The organism is Algibacter luteus (assembly GCF_030344935.1).
In the GTDB taxonomy this organism is placed as follows: Bacteria; Bacteroidota; Bacteroidia; order Flavobacteriales; family Flavobacteriaceae; genus Arenitalea; species Arenitalea lutea.
This window is the reverse complement of record NZ_CP128313.1, coordinates 1,305,403-1,324,119: the sequence shown is the minus strand read 5'-3', so window position 1 is coordinate 1,324,119 and position 18,717 is coordinate 1,305,403. Positions and strand designations below refer to the sequence as shown.

Genomic DNA, 18,717 nt, shown 5'->3' with positions numbered 1-18,717 from the left:
AATGAAACAAGCATATATAGTAAAAGCATATAGAACGGCCGTTGGTAAAGCTCCAAAAGGAGTCTTCCGATTTAAAAGAGCTGATGAATTGGGTGCTGAAACCATTCAATACATGATGAAGGAATTACCAGGATTAGACGTTAAGAGAATTGACGATGTTATCGTTGGTAATGCTATGCCGGAAGGTTCGCAAGGTTTAAATATGGCACGATTTATTTCATTAATTGGATTGAATAGTGTTGATGTTCCAGGAGTAACCGTTAATCGTTTTTGTTCTTCAGGAGTTGAAACGATTGCTATCGCCACAGCGAAAATTCAAGCTGGAATGGCCGATTGTATTATCGCTGGTGGTGCAGAAAGTATGAGTTCTGTGCCAATGACAGGATTTAAACCAGAATTAAATTACGACACGGTTAAAGCAGGTCACGAAGATTATTATTGGGGTATGGGAAATACTGCGGAAGCGGTTGCAAAACAATTTAAAGTATCTCGTGAAGATCAGGATGAGTTCGCATTTAATTCACATATGAAAGCATTGAAGGCGCAAGCTGAAAATCGTTTTAAAGATCAAATTGCTCCAATTGATGTAGAGCAAACTTACCTTGATGAAAATGGAAAAAAAGCAACTAAAAAATATACCGTAACTAAAGATGAAGGTCCTCGTGCAGGAACAAGCATTGAAGCTTTATCAAAATTACGCCCGGTATTTGCTGCAAACGGTAGTGTAACTGCTGGAAATTCGTCTCAAATGAGTGATGGAGCAGCTTTTGTTATGGTGATGAGTGAAGATATGTTAAAAGAGTTAAACCTTGAACCTATTGCAAGATTGGTAAATTATGCTGCAGCAGGTGTAGAACCTAGAATTATGGGTATAGGTCCTGTTAAAGCTATTCCGAAAGCATTAAAACTAGCGGGCTTAAAACAATCAGATTTAGAATTAATTGAGTTAAACGAAGCCTTTGCTTCGCAATCTTTAGCTGTAATTCGCGAATTAGATTTAAATCCAGATATAGTTAACGTGAATGGTGGAGCTATCGCTTTAGGACATCCGCTAGGTTGCACTGGTGCAAAACTTTCGGTACAACTATTTGATGAAATGCGTCAGCGAAACATGAAAGGAAAATACGGCGCCGTTACAATGTGTGTAGGAACAGGGCAAGGTGCTTGTGGTATTTTCGAATTTTTAAATTAAAGAAACTAAATATAAAGTAAAGAAATGGAAAAAGACATTTTACGTGGCGGTCAATTCTTAGTAAAAGAAATCGATTGTGAAGACATTTTTACTCCTGAAGATTTCAATGAAGATCAGCTTATGATGAAAGAAGCTGTAACTGAATTTGTTGATAGAGAAATCTGGTCTAAAAAAGCACAATTTGAAAAGAAGGACTATGCCTTAACTGAATCGTGTATGAGACAAGCCGGAGAACTGGGCTTTTTAAGTATTGCTGTTCCTGAAGAATACGGCGGAATGGGCTTAGGTTTTGTTGATACGGTTTTAGTATGTGACTATATTTCTGGTGCAACAGGCTCGTTTAGTACGGCATTTGGAGCTCACACAGGGATTGGAACCATGCCTATTACTTTATATGGAAATGAAGAACAAAAACAAAAGTATGTACCAAAATTAGCTTCAGGCGAATGGTTTGGTTCCTACTGTTTAACAGAGCCTAGTGCGGGAAGTGATGCTAACTCTGGAAAAACAAAAGCGGTGCTATCTGAAGATGGAAAAACCTATAAAATTACAGGGCAGAAAATGTGGATTTCTAATGCCGGATTTTGTAGCCTAATGATTGTTTTTGCTAGAATTGAAGATGATAAAAATATTACTGGATTTATTGTAGAATATGATCCTGAAAACCCAAATGGTATTACCATGGGTGAAGAAGAGCACAAACTAGGTATTCGTGCATCTTCAACAAGACAAGTATTCTTTAACGATACCGTTGTTCCAGCTGAAAACATGCTTTCAACAAGAGGTAACGGATTTAAAATTGCAATGAACGCACTAAACGTAGGTAGAATTAAATTAGCGGCTGCTTGTTTAGATGCCCAACGTCGTGTGATATCAGAATCAGTAAATTATGCGAACGAAAGAATTCAATTTAAAGTTCCTATTTCAAGTTTTGGAGCTATCCGTCAGAAAATAGCTGAAATGGCTACGAATTGCTGGGTTGGAGAAGCGGCAACTTATCGTGCTTCAAAAAATATAGAAGACCGAATTACGATCCGTCAAAATAACGGCAAAGACACACATCAAGAAGCTGAATTAAAAGGTGTAGAAGAGTACGCAATCGAATGTTCTATTCTTAAAGTAGCTGTTTCAGAATTCATTCAAAATTGTTCAGATGAAGGTATTCAAATTTACGGTGGAATGGGCTTCTCTGAAGAAACACCAATCGAATCTGCTTGGAGAGATGCTAGAATTGCCAGAATTTATGAAGGTACCAACGAAATAAACCGAATGCTTTCAATAGGTATGCTTATTAAAAAAGCTATGAAAGGCCATGTAGACTTGTTAGGTCCTGCTCAAGAGGTAGCTAAAGAACTTACTGGTATACCTTCATTTGATGTTCCAGATTTTTCAGCATTATTTTCAGAAGAAAAAAGTATTATAAAGAACCTTAAAAAACTCTTTTTAATGGTTTCTGGTGCTGCTCTTCAGAAATATGGTGAAAAAATTGAAGCGCAACAACAGCTTATGTTGGCAGCTTCGGATATTTTAATTCAGATATACCTTGCAGAATCTGCTATTCTTCGTGCAGAAAAAATGGCGAAGAAACAAGGTGAAGACAAAGTAAAAGAACAGATAGCTATGGCCAAATTAAACTTGTTTCATGCTATAGATGTTATTGAAACTGCTGGAAAACATTCTATTATTTCCTTCTCTTCTGGAGATGAGCAACGTATGATGTTAATGGGCTTAAAACGTTACATTAAATACGTGAACATGCCAAACATTATTGAGCTTCGTAATATCATTGCTGATAAAGTAATTAAAGAAAACAAGTATTGTTTTTAATAATATATTGAGTGACTAATTCTATTATTAAAGGCGCCTCTAATTAATTTTCGAGGCGTTTTTTTATTTCATTATCTTTATATCAAATAATTTATTTTTAATGAAAACAGTTTACATCTTATTTTTAGTTTTTTTTATAACTCCTTTTGTAAATATTCAAGCTCAAGGTTTACTTTCTGAGAAAACAGAGTTTACAAGACAAGACACCTTGAGAGGCAGCATAACCCCAGAGCGCGAATGGTGGGATTTAACGTATTATCATCTTGATATTAAGGTAGATCCTGAAAATAAATTCATTTCTGGAAAAAACACTATTCAATACAAAGTTTTAGATCAAGACTCTGTCATGCAAATTGATTTACAACCACCAATGGAACTACTTAAAGCAGTTCAAAACGGACAAGAATTAAAAATTAAGCATGATGGCAATGCGCATTTTATTTCACTATCGGATAATCAAAATGTAGATGAAGTGAATGAATTAATAGTGCACTACCAAGGGCATCCAAGAGAAGCTGTAAAAGCACCGTGGGACGGAGGTATTTCATGGAAAAAAGACAAAAACGGCAATCATTTTATAGCTTCATCCTGTCAAGGATTAGGCGCCAGTGTTTGGTGGCCCTGTAAAGACCATATGTACGATGAAGTAGATAGCATGCAAATTAGTGTAAACGTTCCTAGTAAATTAACCAACGTTTCAAACGGAAGATTACGTCGAGTGGATCAAATAGGAGATACCAAAACCTATACTTGGATTGTGAAAAACCCGATTAATAATTACGGCGTCAATATCAATATCGGAGATTATGTAAATTTCTCAGAAGTATATGATGGGATGGCAGGAAATCTAGATTTAGATTATTATGTTTTAAGTTATAACCTAGAAAAGGCCAAAGAACAGTTTAAGCAAGTCCCTATGATGATGGAAGCATTCGAGCATTGGTTTGGACAATATCCGTTTTACAAAGACAGTTTTAAGCTTGTTGAGGTGCCATATTTAGGAATGGAACACCAAAGTTCAGTAACCTACGGTAACGGATACCAAAATGGTTATTTAGGAAATGATTTATCAGGAACTGGTTGGGGTTTAAAATTCGATTTTATTATTATTCATGAAGCGGGCCATGAGTGGTTTGCTAATAATATTACCAACAAAGATGTTGCTGATATGTGGATACACGAAGGTTTTACCGCTTATTCTGAAAACTTATATTTAGATTATCATTTTGGGAAACAAGCTTCTGCAGAATATGTGATAGGCACTCGAAAAAACATTCAGAACGACCGACCTCTTATAGGCTATTATGATGTAAATAAAGAAGGCTCATCTGATATGTATTACAAAGGCGCTAATATGCTACATACACTTCGACAACTTATTGAAGATGATGAAAAATGGCGCAAGATTTTGCGTAAAATGAATGTAACCTTTTACCATCAAACGGTTTCAAGTAAGCAAATTGAAGATTTTTTAAGTCAGGAAACAGGTATTGATTTAACAGAGTTTTTCAATCAATATTTAAGAACAACAAAGGTTCCAACATTAGAATATACTATCAATAAAAAAACATTGAAGTACCGTTGGATTAGTATTGTTGAAGGTTTTGATATGCCAATTCAAGTTATAATTAACGATGAAGATATGTGGTTATTCCCAAAAGCTGATTGGCAAACAATGAATTTAGAGTCAAAACAATCCTCCATTAAAATAGACCCAGATTTTTATATTTATAGCCAAAAAATTTAAGTGCATTGAAATTACCCGAACTCTATTTTAAAAGCGATAAAGAATGGCGAAATTGGTTGCACAACAATCACCATAATTGTTCAGGAATATACCTCATTTTTTATAAAGTAGAACACGAAAATGATTCCATGCGTTGGGAAGAAGCCGTAAAAGTCGCTTTATGTTATGGTTGGATAGACTCTACAGTAAAAAGTTTGGGCAATGGTAAGCGCAGACAATATTTTACACCTAGAAACCCTAAAAGCGTTTGGAGTGCATTGAACAAAACACATTTAAAAGAGCTAATCTCCAAGAATTTAATGCATGAAAGTGGATTAAAAACCATAGAAATAGCTAAACAAAATGGTAGTTGGACCGCTTTGGATGATGTTGAAAAGGGAATTGTTCCTAAAGCATTGCAAATTGCTTTCGATAAAAATCCAAAAGCCTTTGAAAATTATCAAAACTTTGCCCCTTCTTACAGAAAAAGTTATTTGTATTGGCTCAATCAAGCAAAACGTGAAACCACACGAGAAAAACGGATAAAAGAAATAATTCGTTTATGTCACGATAATATAAAATCGAGGAATACCTGGTAGTTATATCTCGTTTTCATAGCATGTCGACATAGACAAGAATGAAAACCCTCGTCTTTTTTAAACTATTAATATATTTAAATACCGCTTATAAAACTTCCATAAGGGTCTTTAAATTGAATACCTTCTGTAAACCTATGTTTACTCAATACTTTAAATTCTACAAGAGCCCAAAGCACAAATTCCTTCACAAAGTAACTATCTTGTTTTGTTAGGTTTGGTTGATACTTTCCGAGTAAATCATCCAAAGGTGAAATTGCATTTATTAAGTTTTTGTATTCTTTATCTCTTAAATCATCCAGCAACTCAAAGCCTTCTTTCAAATTAAAAAACCATGAAACAATATCATCGTATGGACCATCTTCATCTTCTTTTTGAAGCTTGCTTATTTTCGGAAAAAACTCTGTAAACAAACTTTTTACGGCATCGCCAATTAAGTTATAAGCTACCATTGCTGCGCCCTCCTGCTCACCTTCATAAACCAACTCTACTTTTCCCGTAATAGCCGGAATAATTCCAACAAAATCTGATAACCTAATGGTAGTTTGACCATCTCCATTAATTAACGCGCGACGCTCTGCGGTACTCAATAAGTTTTCTAGTGCTGTGATACTTAAACGCGCACTTACCCCACTTTTGGCGTCAATTAATTCGCTCTCTCTTGCTTCAAATACAATTTGTTCGAGTAAATCTCTAGCTAAATCTGGAACAATAACAGTTGTTTTTTGACCTTCAACCAATTTGGCTTCTTGCTCAGTAATAAGTCTTGCGGTTTCAATATCTACAGGATAATGCGTTAATATTTGAGATCCAATTCTATCTTTTAAAGGCGTAACTATACTGCCTCTATTGGTATAATCTTCAGGATTTGCCGTAAATAAAAACTGAATATCAAGAGGTAATCGTAGTTTAAATCCTCTTATTTGAATATCGCCTTCTTGCAATATATTAAATAACGCCACTTGTATTCTGGCTTGTAAATCGGGTAATTCGTTAATAACAAAAATGCATCGGTTGGCTCTAGGAATCATGCCGTAATGGATTACTCGATCATCAGCATAACTTAATTTTAAATTGGCTGCTTTAATAGGATCTACATCACCTATAATATCTGCCACTGTAACATCGGGTGTGGCTAATTTTTCAGCAAATCGCTCACTTCTATGGAGCCAATATATAGGTGTTTCATTACCCTTTTCTTTAATTATTTCTTTAGCAAAACGCGATATTGGATTAAGTGGATCGTCATTAATTTCGGATCCTTCAACTACAGGAATATATTCATCTAACAAATTCAACATTAATCGTGCAAGCCTTGTTTTTGCTTGTCCGCGTAAGCCTAATAAGTTTATATTATGACGAGATAAAATAGCACGTTCAAGCTCTGGAATAACAGTGTTTTCATAACCATGAACTCCTTCAAAAGTGGTTTCCTTATTCTTTAGTTTTTTAATTAAATTATCTCGTAATTCATCCTTAATAGTTTTACTTTGATATCTGGCTTTTTTTAAATCACCTAGTGTTTTTATTGTTTCTATTTTCATATTTAGCTTTTGAATTGTTACTTCTAGCTTTAAGCGAATCAAACTGAATGAGACTCAATGCTATTTGCTAAAAGTTCTTTATTTATCCTCTAATTCTTTTTTTTCTATTGGTCTCGTAATCCTCAAAAATCATTTCACCCAAACCTTTTAAACCTGTATAAAAAGCTTTGCCCTGATTAGCATAGGTAAACTCACGCACAAATTGCATTAAATAGCTGTCTTGAGCTATCATAAATGTTGTGATGGGAATATGTAATTTTCTTGCTTGTTGCGCCATCATATAACATTTATTGACAATATGGGTATCCAGACCGTTACTGTTCTTGTAATATGTCCCATCTGGTTGACGTAAACAGCTCGGTTTACCATCAGTAATCATAAATATTTGTTTGTTCGTGTTTCGTTTACGTCTCAGTAAATCCATAGCCAATTGCAATCCTGCCACCGTATTGGTATGATACGGACCAACTTTTAAATAGGGCAAATCTTTAATTTCGATTTGCCACGCATCGTTACCAAAAACTAATATATCCAGCGTATCTTTTGGGTAGCGTGTTGTAATGAGTTCAGCAAGCGCCATAGCCACTTTTTTAGCAGGCGTGATGCGGTCTTCGCCATAAAGAATCATACTGTGGCTAATATCAATCATTAAAACAGTACTCATCTGAGATTTATGCAGAGTCTCCTCAACAACCAAATCGTCTTCAGTCAAATTAAAATCGGATATCCCATGATTTATTTGGGCATTTTTCAAACTTTCGGTCATTGATACCTTATCTAATGCATCTCCAAACTGGTAATTTCTAAAATCCCCGGTGTGCTCATCACCAATACCAATACCTTTACTTTTATGGCTACCTTGACCACTGCGTTTTATTTTTCCAAATATATGATCTAATGCTTGCTGCCGAATGGCCCGTTCTGTTTTTGAAGTAATTGCTAAAGTACCGTTACCATCAGGATCTATTTCTTCACGCAAATACCCTTTTTGTTTTAAATCTTCAATAAAATCCTCTATGGTGTACTCTGGCGTCGTCAGTTTATATTCTTTATCTAACTCACGCAACCAATCTATGGCTTCATCAAAATCGCCAGAAGTATGCGTAATGAGTTCTTTAAATATTTCGAAAAGTTTATCGAACGGTGATTGATTAGGCGATTCGTATTTTTTAAAAACGAAACCTTTTCTTGGTGTTTTATTGTGTTTCATAGCGTTATAAAAATACTACATTTCTACAATAAGAACTTTAACATTAACAACTATTTATATAAATCTTCTAAAAAGAAAGTAAAAACCGTTAAAAATGTTTTAAAAAAATAGACCGAAATAAAAAGAAGCTCCAAAAAAGCTTTAGAACTAAACGACTAACTTATTATTCTATGCGCTTTAAGCCATTCAAATCTTCAATCTTGATAAATTTACCAATTGTTGAAATAAGGCCATCTTTTTTAAACTGAGACAACACCCTAATAGCAGATTCTGTAGCTGTACCAACGATACTAGCATAGTCTTCTCGCGATAAAAGGATACTCAATGTGCCATCTGGATTTACTCCAAAATTTTCATGAATATATATCAGGGATTCAGCTAAACGCTGACGAACCGATTTTTGAGCCATATTCACAATAACATCGTCGGCTTCTCTTAAATCGCTTGCCATATCTTTTAATACATCGAATGAGAACTTGGGATTTTTTTGTAAATCTGCGATTATTTCACTTTTAGGGATAAAGCAAACCTCCATATCATTTAATGCTATAGCTTGTAAATTTGAAGCTTCATCACTTATAATAGATCGTTGCCCTAACAACTGTCCTTTTACAACCATTTTCACGATTTGGTCTTTACCGTTTTCGCTTAATTTAGTTAATTTACAGATTCCATCTCTAACACAATAGACGCCGTTTAACATTTCTCCTTCTTCAAAAATAACCTCTCCTTTTTTTATTTTCTTTGAAGTTTTACATGCCGATATACGCACTAATTCGTCTTTGGTTAAAGACTTTAAGGAATTAAACTGCTTGATAATACATTGCTCACATTTACTCATAGCACCTCTTTACAGAGCGTAAAAATAAACAAATCATGATTAATATCATATTTTAATTCTGCTTTACTCTTCAATTTTGCATTAGGTATAAAAGAGCAAATTAAAATGAGTAAAAACGCATGTTTTCATTGTGGTTTAGAAGCAGATGCATCTAAAATCATGTTTGACAACAAACCTTTTTGTTGCAATGGCTGCAAAACGGTATACGAAATCTTTTCTACAAATGATTTAGGTTGTTATTACGATTTACAAAATGCGCCAGGAGCAACGCCCAAAGACATAGAAGGCAAGTACAACTTTTTAGATAACCCTAAAATTGTTGATCAATTGCTTGAATTTAATGACGAAGATACCCAAATCATAACACTTTACATTCCGCATATTCATTGTAGTTCGTGTATTTGGATACTTGAAAACTTAAACAAATTAAATCCAGATATAAATTCTTCAATCGTAAATTTTGGAAAGAAAACAGTAAGGGTCGCGTTCAATTTTGAAAGGGTATCATTGAAAGATGTGGTGACGCTTTTAAGCAGTATTGGTTACGAACCCTATATAAGTTTAGATGATTACAGCGTAGGCAAAAAACGTGTAGACAGATCGCTAATTTACAAATTAGGTGTTGCAGGTTTTGCTTTTGGAAATGTGATGTTTTTATCTTTTCCAGAGTATTTTCAAGTTGGGGAATTTTGGCTAGAACAATTCAAACCCCTTTTTAGGTGGCTCATGTTTGCATTTTCAGTTCCAGTGATTTTTTATGCAGCTCAAGATTACTTCATATCTGCATATAAAGGGCTCCGATCTAAGATATTGAATATTGATGTCCCAATAGCATTGGGCGCATCTGTACTCTTTATTAGAAGTACCTGGGAAATTGTTTTCGATTTAGGCACTGGCTTCTTTGATAGCTTAACGGGCTTAATTTTCTTTTTACTACTTGGGAAATTTTTTCAGCAGAAAACCTATACTTTTTTATCTTTTGAAAGGGATTATAAATCTTACTTCCCAATTGGAATAACTAAAATCACTTCAGAAGACAAGGAAGAATCCATTCAAGTTTATGACATTGAAAAAGGCGATAGACTTTTAATTAGAAACGAAGAATTAATTCCTGTTGATTGTATTCTCATAAAAGGCAAAGCGAGAATTGATTATAGTTTTGTTACGGGCGAATCAAAAACGGTTTCTAAACAATCTGGCGATAAACTTTTTGCAGGAGGCAAACAATTGGACGGTAGCATAGAGGTTGATGTTTTAAACTCGGTTGAGCAAAGTTATCTTACCCAACTGTGGAGTAACGATGTATTTAAACATGACAAAGAATTATCGTTTACAAACATTACAAATAGTATTAGTAAACGCTTTACCATTACTATTTTATTGATTGCTTTCGTAGCTACATCATTTTGGCTTTTTACAGATTCTAGTAAAGCATTGAACGTTTTTACTTCAGTTTTAATTATTGCTTGCCCTTGCGCCATAGCCCTTTCTGCTCCGTTTACATTTGGTAACATGTTACGCATTTTAGGAAAGAAAAAATTCTACCTAAAAAATGCTTCGGTAATTGAGCAACTTGCCAAAATAAACACCATCATTTTTGATAAAACTGGAACAATAACTGCTAATAAAGAAACCACAATTGATTACGAAGGGTTGGAACTTACAACTGCTGAAGAATCTTTATTAAAAAGTACGCTTCGAGGCTCTAACCATCCTTTAAGCCGTTCGTTATATACGCTTTTAAATGAGCACGATATTTTAACTTTAGATACTTATCAAGAGCATTTAGGAAAAGGTATTGAAGCGAAATATCAAGACCAAAACATTAAAGTTGGTTCAGCCCCATTTGTTGGTTTAGTATCCGATAACGCAACGCTAAACACGGCAGTTCATGTTAGCACAAACAACCAATATAAAGGGAAATTTACGTTTTACAATAAATATAGAAAAGGACTATCAAAATTATTTAATAAGCTAAAATCTGAATATGATTTAGTTATTTTATCTGGTGACAATGCAGGTGAAAAAAGCAATTTAACCAAATTACTACCTACAAAAACCAAACTCCTTTTTAACCAAAAGCCAGAAGACAAGCTTGAATATATAAAATATCATCAAAGTGAAGACGCTAAAGTATTGATGATTGGCGACGGATTAAATGATGCAGGTGCTTTGGCGCAGAGTGATGTTGGTATTGCGATTTCGGAAAATGTGAATGTGTTTTCCCCTGCTTGTGATGCCATTTTGGATGCTTCAAAATTCAATCAGATTTACAATTACATAAAAGCAAGTAAAGGCGCCATTAAGATAATTAAATGGAGTTTTGCCCTGTCTTTTATATACAATATCATCGGCTTATATTTTGCGGTTACTGGCCAGTTGGAACCCGTTGTTGCAGCTATTTTGATGCCCCTTAGTTCTATAAGTATTGTGGCTTTCACAACTATATGTACAAACATAATAGGTCGAAAATTGAAATAGATTTAAAAATTAAAATTCAACACAATTGTTAAACTGAATTCAAGTATACAGTTGCTTAATAAGTTAAAATTATATATCTAATATGATAAATATCATCTTTTAAAATAATGTATAAAAGTATTTTTGAACCATAACTTCAAATAGGTATGAGTGTTATATATGTTTTACTTGCTATAAGCATAACCGTTGCTGTTGGCTTTTTTATTGCCTTTATTTTGGCTGTAAAAAGCGGGCAGTTCGACGACAGTTATACCCCTTCGGTACGCATGCTATTTGAAGATGAACTTGTTAAAGATAAATCCAAAAAAAAAGTACTAACCAAAAAAAATATTAATAACTAAATTATGGAGATGCAACAATTTTATTACGATAACAAAATCGTTACCAAATTTATTTATGCCACCATTGTTTTTGGAGTGGTAGGTATGTCGGTAGGTTTGTTACTTGCCTTTATGTTTTTATTTCCCAACTTAACAGATGGTATTTCGTGGTTAAGTTTTGGTCGTTTAAGACCTTTACATACCAACGCTGTTATTTTTGCCTTTGTTGGAAATGCCATGTTTGCTGGTATTTATTACTCGTTACAACGTTTGTTAAAAACTCGTATGGCTAGTGATTTGCTAAGTAACATTAACTTTTGGGGTTGGCAACTCATTATTGTGGCAGCAGCGATTTCGTTACCTCTGGGATATACAACTTCCAAAGAATACGCAGAGTTAGAATGGCCAATCGATATTGCCATAGCCCTTATATGGGTCGTTTTTGGGATTAACATGATTTGGACGATATTGAAACGTCGCCAGCGTCATTTATACGTTGCCATATGGTTTTATATTGCCACGTTTGTAACGGTTGCGGTACTTCATATTTTTAACAATTTAGAATTGCCTGTTAGCGCAATGAAAAGCTACTCGGTTTACGCGGGTGTGCAAGATGCTTTAGTGCAATGGTGGTACGGACACAATGCTGTAGCATTCTTTTTAACAACACCATTTTTAGGATTAATGTATTATTTTGTTCCTAAAGCTGCCAATAGACCGGTTTATTCTTATAGACTTTCTATCGTGCATTTCTGGTCGTTAATTTTCATTTATATATGGGCAGGACCTCACCATTTATTGTACTCGGCTTTACCAGAATGGGCTCAAAACTTAGGGGTTACTTTTTCTGTAATGCTTTTAATGCCATCTTGGGGTGGTATGATAAACGGACTTTTAACCTTGCGTGGTGCTTGGGATAAAGTGCGTACAGATCCTGTTTTAAAATTTATGGTTGTAGCCATTACAGGTTACGGTATGGCCACTTTTGAAGGACCAACCTTATCGCTTAAAAATGTAAACGCTATTGCTCACTTTACTGATTGGATTATTGCACACGTGCACGTGGGTGCATTAGCATGGAACGGTTTTATGGCATTTGGTATTATTTATTACTTAATCCCGCGATTGTTTAAAACCAAATTACACTCTATAGGATTAGCTAACCTACATTTCTGGTTAGGAACTCTAGGTATTATTATCTATGCATTACCTATGTATGTTGCTGGATTTACTCAAGCAAGTATGTGGAAGCAATTTAATCCAGATGGGACATTAGTTTATGGTAACTTTTTAGAAACGGTTACTGAAATTATGCCAATGTATTGGATGCGTGCCATTGGTGGTAGTTTATATATTGTAGGTATGTTCATTCTAGTTTACAATATTATTGTTACAGTGAAACAAGGTAGCAAAGTAACAGATGAACTAGCCGAAGCACCAGCTCTAGAGCGCGTCACTAAAAAACGTACTGCATCAGAAGGATGGCATACTTGGTTAGAAAGAAGACCAATACAATTAACCCTATTAGCAACTGTAGCTATTTTAATTGGAGGTGTCGTGCAAATTGTTCCAACCATCATGGTAAAATCTAACATACCTACCATTGCAAGTGTAAAACCTTATACCCCTTTAGAATTAGAAGGTAGAGATATTTACATACGTGAAGGTTGTGTAGGTTGTCATTCGCAAATGATTCGTCCTTTTAGAAGTGAAGTTGAGCGCTATGGTGAATACTCAAAAGCTGGAGAATATGTTTATGATCACCCATTCCTTTGGGGTAGTAAACGTACCGGACCAGACTTACATCGTATAGGTGGTAAATATTCTGATAACTGGCACTTTAACCACATGTACGATCCGCAAAGTACCTCATCGGGTTCTATTATGCCTCGTTACCCTTGGTTAATTTCTGGAAGCAGCAGCACATTAGATAAATCGCTTACCGAGACTAAAATGGAAGCCATGGTATCCTTAGGCGTTCCTTATACAGATGAAGAGATTGCGAATGCCCAACAGAGCATGTTAGAACAAGGTACTCAGATTGAGCAAAACCTTTATAGTGATCCGGATTTCGCAAATAACTACGAAGCTGACAAAAAATATGCAGCTGAAAATGGTGAGGAATTTGTTGAAATGAAAAATCGTGAAATAGTAGCACTTATTGCATATTTACAACGATTAGGAACCGATATTAATGTAGAAACAGCTCAAAATTAACCTTTAAAAAACACAAAGTATCATGTTGAAATTTGTAAAAAATCATATGGAGAGCATCGCAGGTATAGAAATATATCCTATTATTTCACTGCTTATCTTCTTCATCTTTTTTGTCGCGCTATTTTGGTGGGTAATTTCCGCTAAAAAAGACTATATAAATAACGTTAGTAACATTCCATTAGACAACCAAAACGACGATATATTATGAAAAATATTCCATCTTGGATTCGAGTTCCAATAGTATTCTTTATCATTTTCGGAGCTGTAGAGTTCTTTATAGATTCTGGAGAAAAACCAGCATTTATTGAATATCCTGCTGTCATGTTATTTCTGCTATTGGTACTTTTAATTCTTATTGCTATTGAAGCAATTGTAGGTGCTTTAGAAAACGTGATGCTTCACAAATTAGATGAAGAAGCTAAAGCTCGCTTTTTAGCCGAAAAAGAAAAAACTTTTGAATTTACTTGGTTTAAAGAAACTTATAAGAAATTATTAGGTTCGAAGCCAATTGAAGAAGAAGGTGAAATAATTCTAGATCATAATTACGATGGTATAAAAGAGTTAGATAACAATTTACCGCCATGGTGGTTATATGGTTTTTACATCTCGATTGTATTTGCTGTTGTTTACATGTTAAGATTTCATGTTTTTGATGGCTACACTCAAGCAGATGAGTTAGAAACTGAATTAGCAGATGCAAGAGAAGCCATAGAAGCTTATAAGAAAACCGCTAAAAATTTAGTAGACATTAATACTGTAACACTATTAACTGATGCAGCAGATTTAAGTGCAGGTAAAACCATTTTTGAAACCAACTGTGTGGCTTGCCATATGGCAGATGGTGGTGGTGGTATTGGACCAAACTTAACAGACGACCATTGGATTCTTGGTGGCGGTATTAAAAATGTATTTAAAACGGTATCAGAAGGTGGACGTTCTGGTAAAGGAATGATTGCTTGGAAACAGCAACTAAAACCATTAGAAATGGCTCAAGTATCAAGTTATGTATTAACATTTCAAGGTATATCACCTGCAAATCCTAAAGATGCTGAAGGCGATATTTGGGTAGATGAAACTGCAGAAGCCGCCGTAGAAGCTACAGCGCCTGAAGCTGTAATTGAAGAATAAATTTAATATCTATAAGTACTAATTAAACTAATGTACCCAATACCTGTCGGGTTTTAAACTCGGCAGGTATTTAAATCAAAACAAAATTGGAAACCCCAGATAACGAAAATTTCAGAGACTCTATTGGAACGATTACCGAAGAAGGTAAACGTGCCTGGGTATTTCCTAAAAAACCTAGTGGAAAGTTTTATAAATACAGAAAATGGGTTAGCTACTTTTTATTGGCGTTCCTACTATTATCGCCGTTTATTAAAATAAATGGCAATCAGTTTTTAATGTTCAATGTTTTGGAACGGCGATTTAATATTTTCGGGTTTCCGTTTTGGCCACAAGACTTTCATTTATTTGTAATATCTATGCTTATTGGTGTTGTATTTATTACTCTTTTTACCGTGGCTTTTGGTAGAATTTTTTGTGGGTGGATTTGTCCGCAAACCATTTTTATGGAGATGGTTTTTAGACGCATTGAATATTGGATTGAAGGTGACAGAAACAAACAACGCAAACTTGCAAGACAAAAATGGGATGCCGAAAAAATAAGAAAGAAAGGGTTAAAGCTCTTTATTTTCTTAATTATATCGTTTGTAATCGCGAATGTGTTTTTAGCCTATTTAATTGGAAGTGACAAGTTAATACAATACATAATTGATGGCCCATTTAGCCATATAAGTACCTTAATTTCGTTACTGATTTTTACTGGTGTATTCTATTTTGTATTTGCGTGGTTTAGAGAGCAGGTGTGCATTATTGCCTGCCCTTACGGAAGATTGCAAGGTGTTTTATTAGACACAAAATCGATTGTAGTGGCCTACGATCATAAACGAGGTGAAGGTGAAAGTGGAAGAAAGAAGTTTAGAAAAAATGAAGACAGAGCAGCCTTAGGGCATGGCGACTGTATTGATTGTTTGCAATGTGTACATGTTTGCCCAACAGGAATAGATATTAGAAACGGTACGCAGCTAGAATGTGTAAACTGTACAGCATGTATTGATGAGTGCGACCACATTATGGAAAGCATAAATTTACCGAAAGGGTTAATTCGTTATGCCAGCGAAGAGAATATAGAAAATAAAGCGCCTTTTAAATTAACGGCAAGAATGAAAGGCTACATTGCTGTATTGTCTATAATGGTTGGTTTATTAATTGGGATGCTGTTTTTAAGAAATGATATTGAAGCTCGTGTATTAAGATTGCCTGGTCAATTATATGAACACAAAGAGAACAACATCATTAGCAATGTGTTTACCTATAAATTGGTTAATAAAACGACAGAAACTATTGAAGACGTAAGCCTTAAATTGATGTCGCATAAAGGTGAATTAAAACTGGTATCTACGGGTGATGAGTTTGTGGTGCCGAGTCAAGGTTTAGCTGAAGGCACATTGTTTATAGAGATTAATAATTCGGCATTAAGTGGCGATAGAAACAAGATAAAAATTGGTGTTTACCAAGGTGATGAGTTAATTGAAACAACTACGGCTAACTTTTTAGGCCCTAGGAGTTATAAATAGGTTGAAGTCACGGTAATAAATTAAAGTGCCTACTTTTTTGGGAGGTAAATGACTTTAGCGAATGGGTGCATTAGGGATTGAAGTGGCATCCTTTTTTGAGGCACGAGAAAAAGATATAACGGAAAGCCCGACCCTTTAGGGTAATGCCATAAAAATTAAGAAATTATGAAAATTAGTTGGGGAACTGGAATTGTACTAGCGTTTATAGGGTTTATTAGCTTTATCATGTATTTTATTGTGACTATGAATATAGACGATAAATACAACCATGATTTGGTGAGTGATGACTATTATGGTGATGAATTGATTTACCAAAAGGATATTGATAAACTGCAAAACTCTGAAACTTTAGAGTCGAATATTGGCTACGAAAAAACGGCTGATGGTTTGCTAATAAAATTCCCAGAAACTTTAGATTACAACGAAATTAAAGGCACTTTGTTCCTATATAGACCATCTAACAAACAGCTAGACTTTGATACTGCTATTTCATTGTCTAATTCTAATTTGCTCATACCTGACAAACGTTTGGTAGATGGTCGTTGGAACATAAAAATTGATTGGCAATATAAAGGAAAATCTTATTTATATAAAGAATCTATAAATTATTAATATGCTTTTTTCGGCATTTATATTAGGGCTTTTAGGAAGTTTCCACTGCGTTGGTATGTGTGGGCCTATTGCTTTTATGTTGCCTGTAGACCGCAGTAATTCGGTTAAAAAAGTATCTCAAATTACATTTTATCATATAGGCAGGCTTGTAGCCTATGGTCTAATTGGGTTAGTGTTTGGACTTATAGGTAAAAGCCTGTTTATTTTTGGGTTTCAGCAGCAACTGTCTATTATTATTGGCGTTTTAATGATTTTAGCAGTGGTTATTCCTCAGAAATATTTTAGTAAATACAAAGTCTCTAAACCAATTTATAAAGTGATCTCTAAAGTAAAATCAGCTTTGGGAACGGCTTTAAAGAAAAAAACAATGGATACATTTTTAACCATTGGTTTTTTAAATGGCTTTTTACCATGTGGATTAGTTTATATGGCGCTGTTTGGTGCTATTGCTGGTGGTAATGCAATTAACGGAAGTTTATATATGCTTATTTTTGGTTTAGGTACTATTCCTTTAATGACTACTGCGATTTATTTTAGTCATTTTTTAAAAGGCAAAGCAAGACAACGCATACAAAACGCCATTCCTGTATTTGTAGTTATTATAGGCGCTTTATTTATTCTTCGTGGTTTAGGGCTTGGAATTCCTTACCTCTCTCCTGCTCCGGTTTACGACATGGTTACAAACGGTATTGATTGTCATTAACCATACTTTTTTTTTCCATAAATCATCTTTTATTGTAATGATATATAAGTTTTATTGATTACGTATTGATAAAATTGATAGTTTTGTTTTCTAATATAATAGTATTACTTTTATATTTGCAATTAAATACATTAATTATGGATTCTTTACTTTCAAATTTAAAAATTACTGTTCCGGAAAAACTTTACGTCAAAGACCCAGAGTCTTCTGATTTGGGTAAACGTATTGTGCAACATAGCATACTTTTAATTGACGAGATTGGTTTCGATGGTTTCACATTTAAAAAATTAGGCACCAAAATAGGTTCTAATGAGAGTTCTGTTTACCGTTATTTTGAAAGCAAACACAACCTACTACTCTACCTGAGTTCATGGTACTGGGCTTGGATAGAATATCAATTAGTATTTGAAACACATAGTTTAAATCCTAACGAAAAACTAGAAAAGGCTATTGAAATTGTAACAAGAACCATAAAAGAGGATTCTAAATTTTCGCATGTTAACGAGGTGATATTGAATAAGATTATGATAAAAGAGAATTCAAAATCCTTTCTTACCAATCAGGTAGATCAAGAAAACAAAGATGGCTATTTCATTATTTACAAACGCATAGTGCATCGTTTAAGGGATATGATTAAAGCAATAAATCCGAAATACATATACCCTTCAAGTCTAGCTAGCACCATATTAGAAGGAAGTTTACACCAACATTTTTTAAAAGCTCATTTTACAACCATTACAGATTGTAACGATAAACTAACACCTACAGATTTTATTAAAAACCTGGTACTTAACACCTTGAAAGCTTAA

16 protein-coding genes are annotated in these 18,717 nt (G+C 34.4%); 13 read left to right on the top strand and 3 right to left on the bottom strand.

Going from position 1 to position 18,717, the window contains the following annotated elements:
* Position 1 precedes the first annotated feature (1 nt).
* From O5O44_RS05560 to O5O44_RS05545, 4 genes are all read left to right on the top strand, one after another.
* A complete protein-coding gene (locus tag O5O44_RS05560) occupies positions 2-1,192 on the top strand; it encodes an acetyl-CoA C-acyltransferase (protein WP_289196075.1) in 1,191 nt (396 codons plus the stop codon).
* A gap of 24 nt (positions 1,193-1,216) precedes the next feature.
* Positions 1,217-3,019, top strand: a complete 1,803-nt coding sequence (locus tag O5O44_RS05555) for an acyl-CoA dehydrogenase FadE (RefSeq protein ID WP_019387076.1) — start codon at positions 1,217-1,219, stop codon at positions 3,017-3,019.
* Between the two features lie 100 nt (positions 3,020-3,119).
* Entirely contained in the window at positions 3,120-4,766 is a 1,647-nt protein-coding gene (locus O5O44_RS05550) for a M1 family metallopeptidase (RefSeq protein WP_289196074.1), read from the top strand.
* Positions 4,767-4,771: 5 nt separating this feature from the next.
* The gene (locus O5O44_RS05545; protein WP_289196073.1) at positions 4,772-5,344 is read left to right on the top strand and encodes a YdeI/OmpD-associated family protein; all 573 of its coding nucleotides are present in this window, start codon (positions 4,772-4,774) and stop codon (positions 5,342-5,344) included.
* 74 nt (positions 5,345-5,418) lie between these two features.
* Here the strand turns inward: O5O44_RS05545 and O5O44_RS05540 are convergent, their stop codons facing one another.
* The 3 genes from O5O44_RS05540 to O5O44_RS05530 all read right to left on the bottom strand — a co-directional run bounded on the left by O5O44_RS05540 (position 5,419) and on the right by O5O44_RS05530 (position 8,936).
* The gene (locus O5O44_RS05540; protein WP_289196072.1) at positions 5,419-6,885 is read right to left on the bottom strand and encodes a magnesium chelatase; all 1,467 of its coding nucleotides are present in this window, start codon (positions 6,883-6,885) and stop codon (positions 5,419-5,421) included.
* An 82-nt stretch (positions 6,886-6,967) separates the two neighbouring features.
* Positions 6,968-8,095 carry a vWA domain-containing protein gene (locus tag O5O44_RS05535; RefSeq protein ID WP_289196071.1) on the bottom strand — a complete coding sequence of 376 codons (1,128 nt, stop codon included), beginning with the start codon at positions 8,093-8,095 and terminating at the stop codon, positions 6,968-6,970.
* 163 nt (positions 8,096-8,258) lie between these two features.
* Positions 8,259-8,936, bottom strand: coding sequence for a Crp/Fnr family transcriptional regulator (locus O5O44_RS05530; RefSeq protein WP_019387068.1), 678 nt, complete (start codon positions 8,934-8,936; stop codon positions 8,259-8,261).
* A gap of 105 nt (positions 8,937-9,041) precedes the next feature.
* Between O5O44_RS05530 and O5O44_RS05525 the strand changes: the two genes are divergently transcribed.
* From O5O44_RS05525 to O5O44_RS05485, 9 genes are all read left to right on the top strand, one after another.
* The gene (locus O5O44_RS05525) at positions 9,042-11,417 is read left to right on the top strand and encodes a heavy metal translocating P-type ATPase (protein WP_289196070.1); all 2,376 of its coding nucleotides are present in this window, start codon (positions 9,042-9,044) and stop codon (positions 11,415-11,417) included.
* Positions 11,418-11,563: 146 nt separating this feature from the next.
* Entirely contained in the window at positions 11,564-11,758 is a 195-nt protein-coding gene (gene ccoS, locus O5O44_RS05520; RefSeq protein ID WP_289196069.1) for a cbb3-type cytochrome oxidase assembly protein CcoS, read from the top strand.
* 3 nt (positions 11,759-11,761) lie between these two features.
* Positions 11,762-13,954: a cytochrome-c oxidase, cbb3-type subunit I gene (ccoN, locus tag O5O44_RS05515; protein ID WP_026009992.1), complete on the top strand. Its 2,193-nt coding sequence runs from the start codon at positions 11,762-11,764 to the stop codon at positions 13,952-13,954.
* Positions 13,955-13,976: 22 nt separating this feature from the next.
* Positions 13,977-14,162, top strand: a complete 186-nt coding sequence (locus O5O44_RS05510) for a cytochrome c oxidase subunit IV (RefSeq protein WP_026009991.1) — start codon at positions 13,977-13,979, stop codon at positions 14,160-14,162.
* The gene (locus tag O5O44_RS05505) at positions 14,159-15,082 is read left to right on the top strand and encodes a cbb3-type cytochrome c oxidase N-terminal domain-containing protein (RefSeq protein ID WP_289196068.1); all 924 of its coding nucleotides are present in this window, start codon (positions 14,159-14,161) and stop codon (positions 15,080-15,082) included. Before O5O44_RS05510 ends, O5O44_RS05505 begins: the two co-directional genes overlap by 4 nt.
* A gap of 86 nt (positions 15,083-15,168) precedes the next feature.
* A complete protein-coding gene (gene ccoG, locus O5O44_RS05500; protein WP_289196067.1) occupies positions 15,169-16,593 on the top strand; it encodes a cytochrome c oxidase accessory protein CcoG in 1,425 nt (474 codons plus the stop codon).
* A 165-nt stretch (positions 16,594-16,758) separates the two neighbouring features.
* Complete coding sequence (locus O5O44_RS05495) at positions 16,759-17,205, top strand: FixH family protein (RefSeq protein ID WP_289196066.1); 447 nt, start codon at positions 16,759-16,761, stop codon at positions 17,203-17,205.
* Between the two features lies 1 nt (position 17,206).
* On the top strand, positions 17,207-17,908 hold the full coding sequence (locus tag O5O44_RS05490; protein WP_289196065.1) for a sulfite exporter TauE/SafE family protein: 702 nt from the start codon (positions 17,207-17,209) through the stop codon (positions 17,906-17,908).
* A 137-nt stretch (positions 17,909-18,045) separates the two neighbouring features.
* On the top strand, positions 18,046-18,717 hold the full coding sequence (locus O5O44_RS05485) for a TetR/AcrR family transcriptional regulator (protein WP_019387059.1): 672 nt from the start codon (positions 18,046-18,048) through the stop codon (positions 18,715-18,717).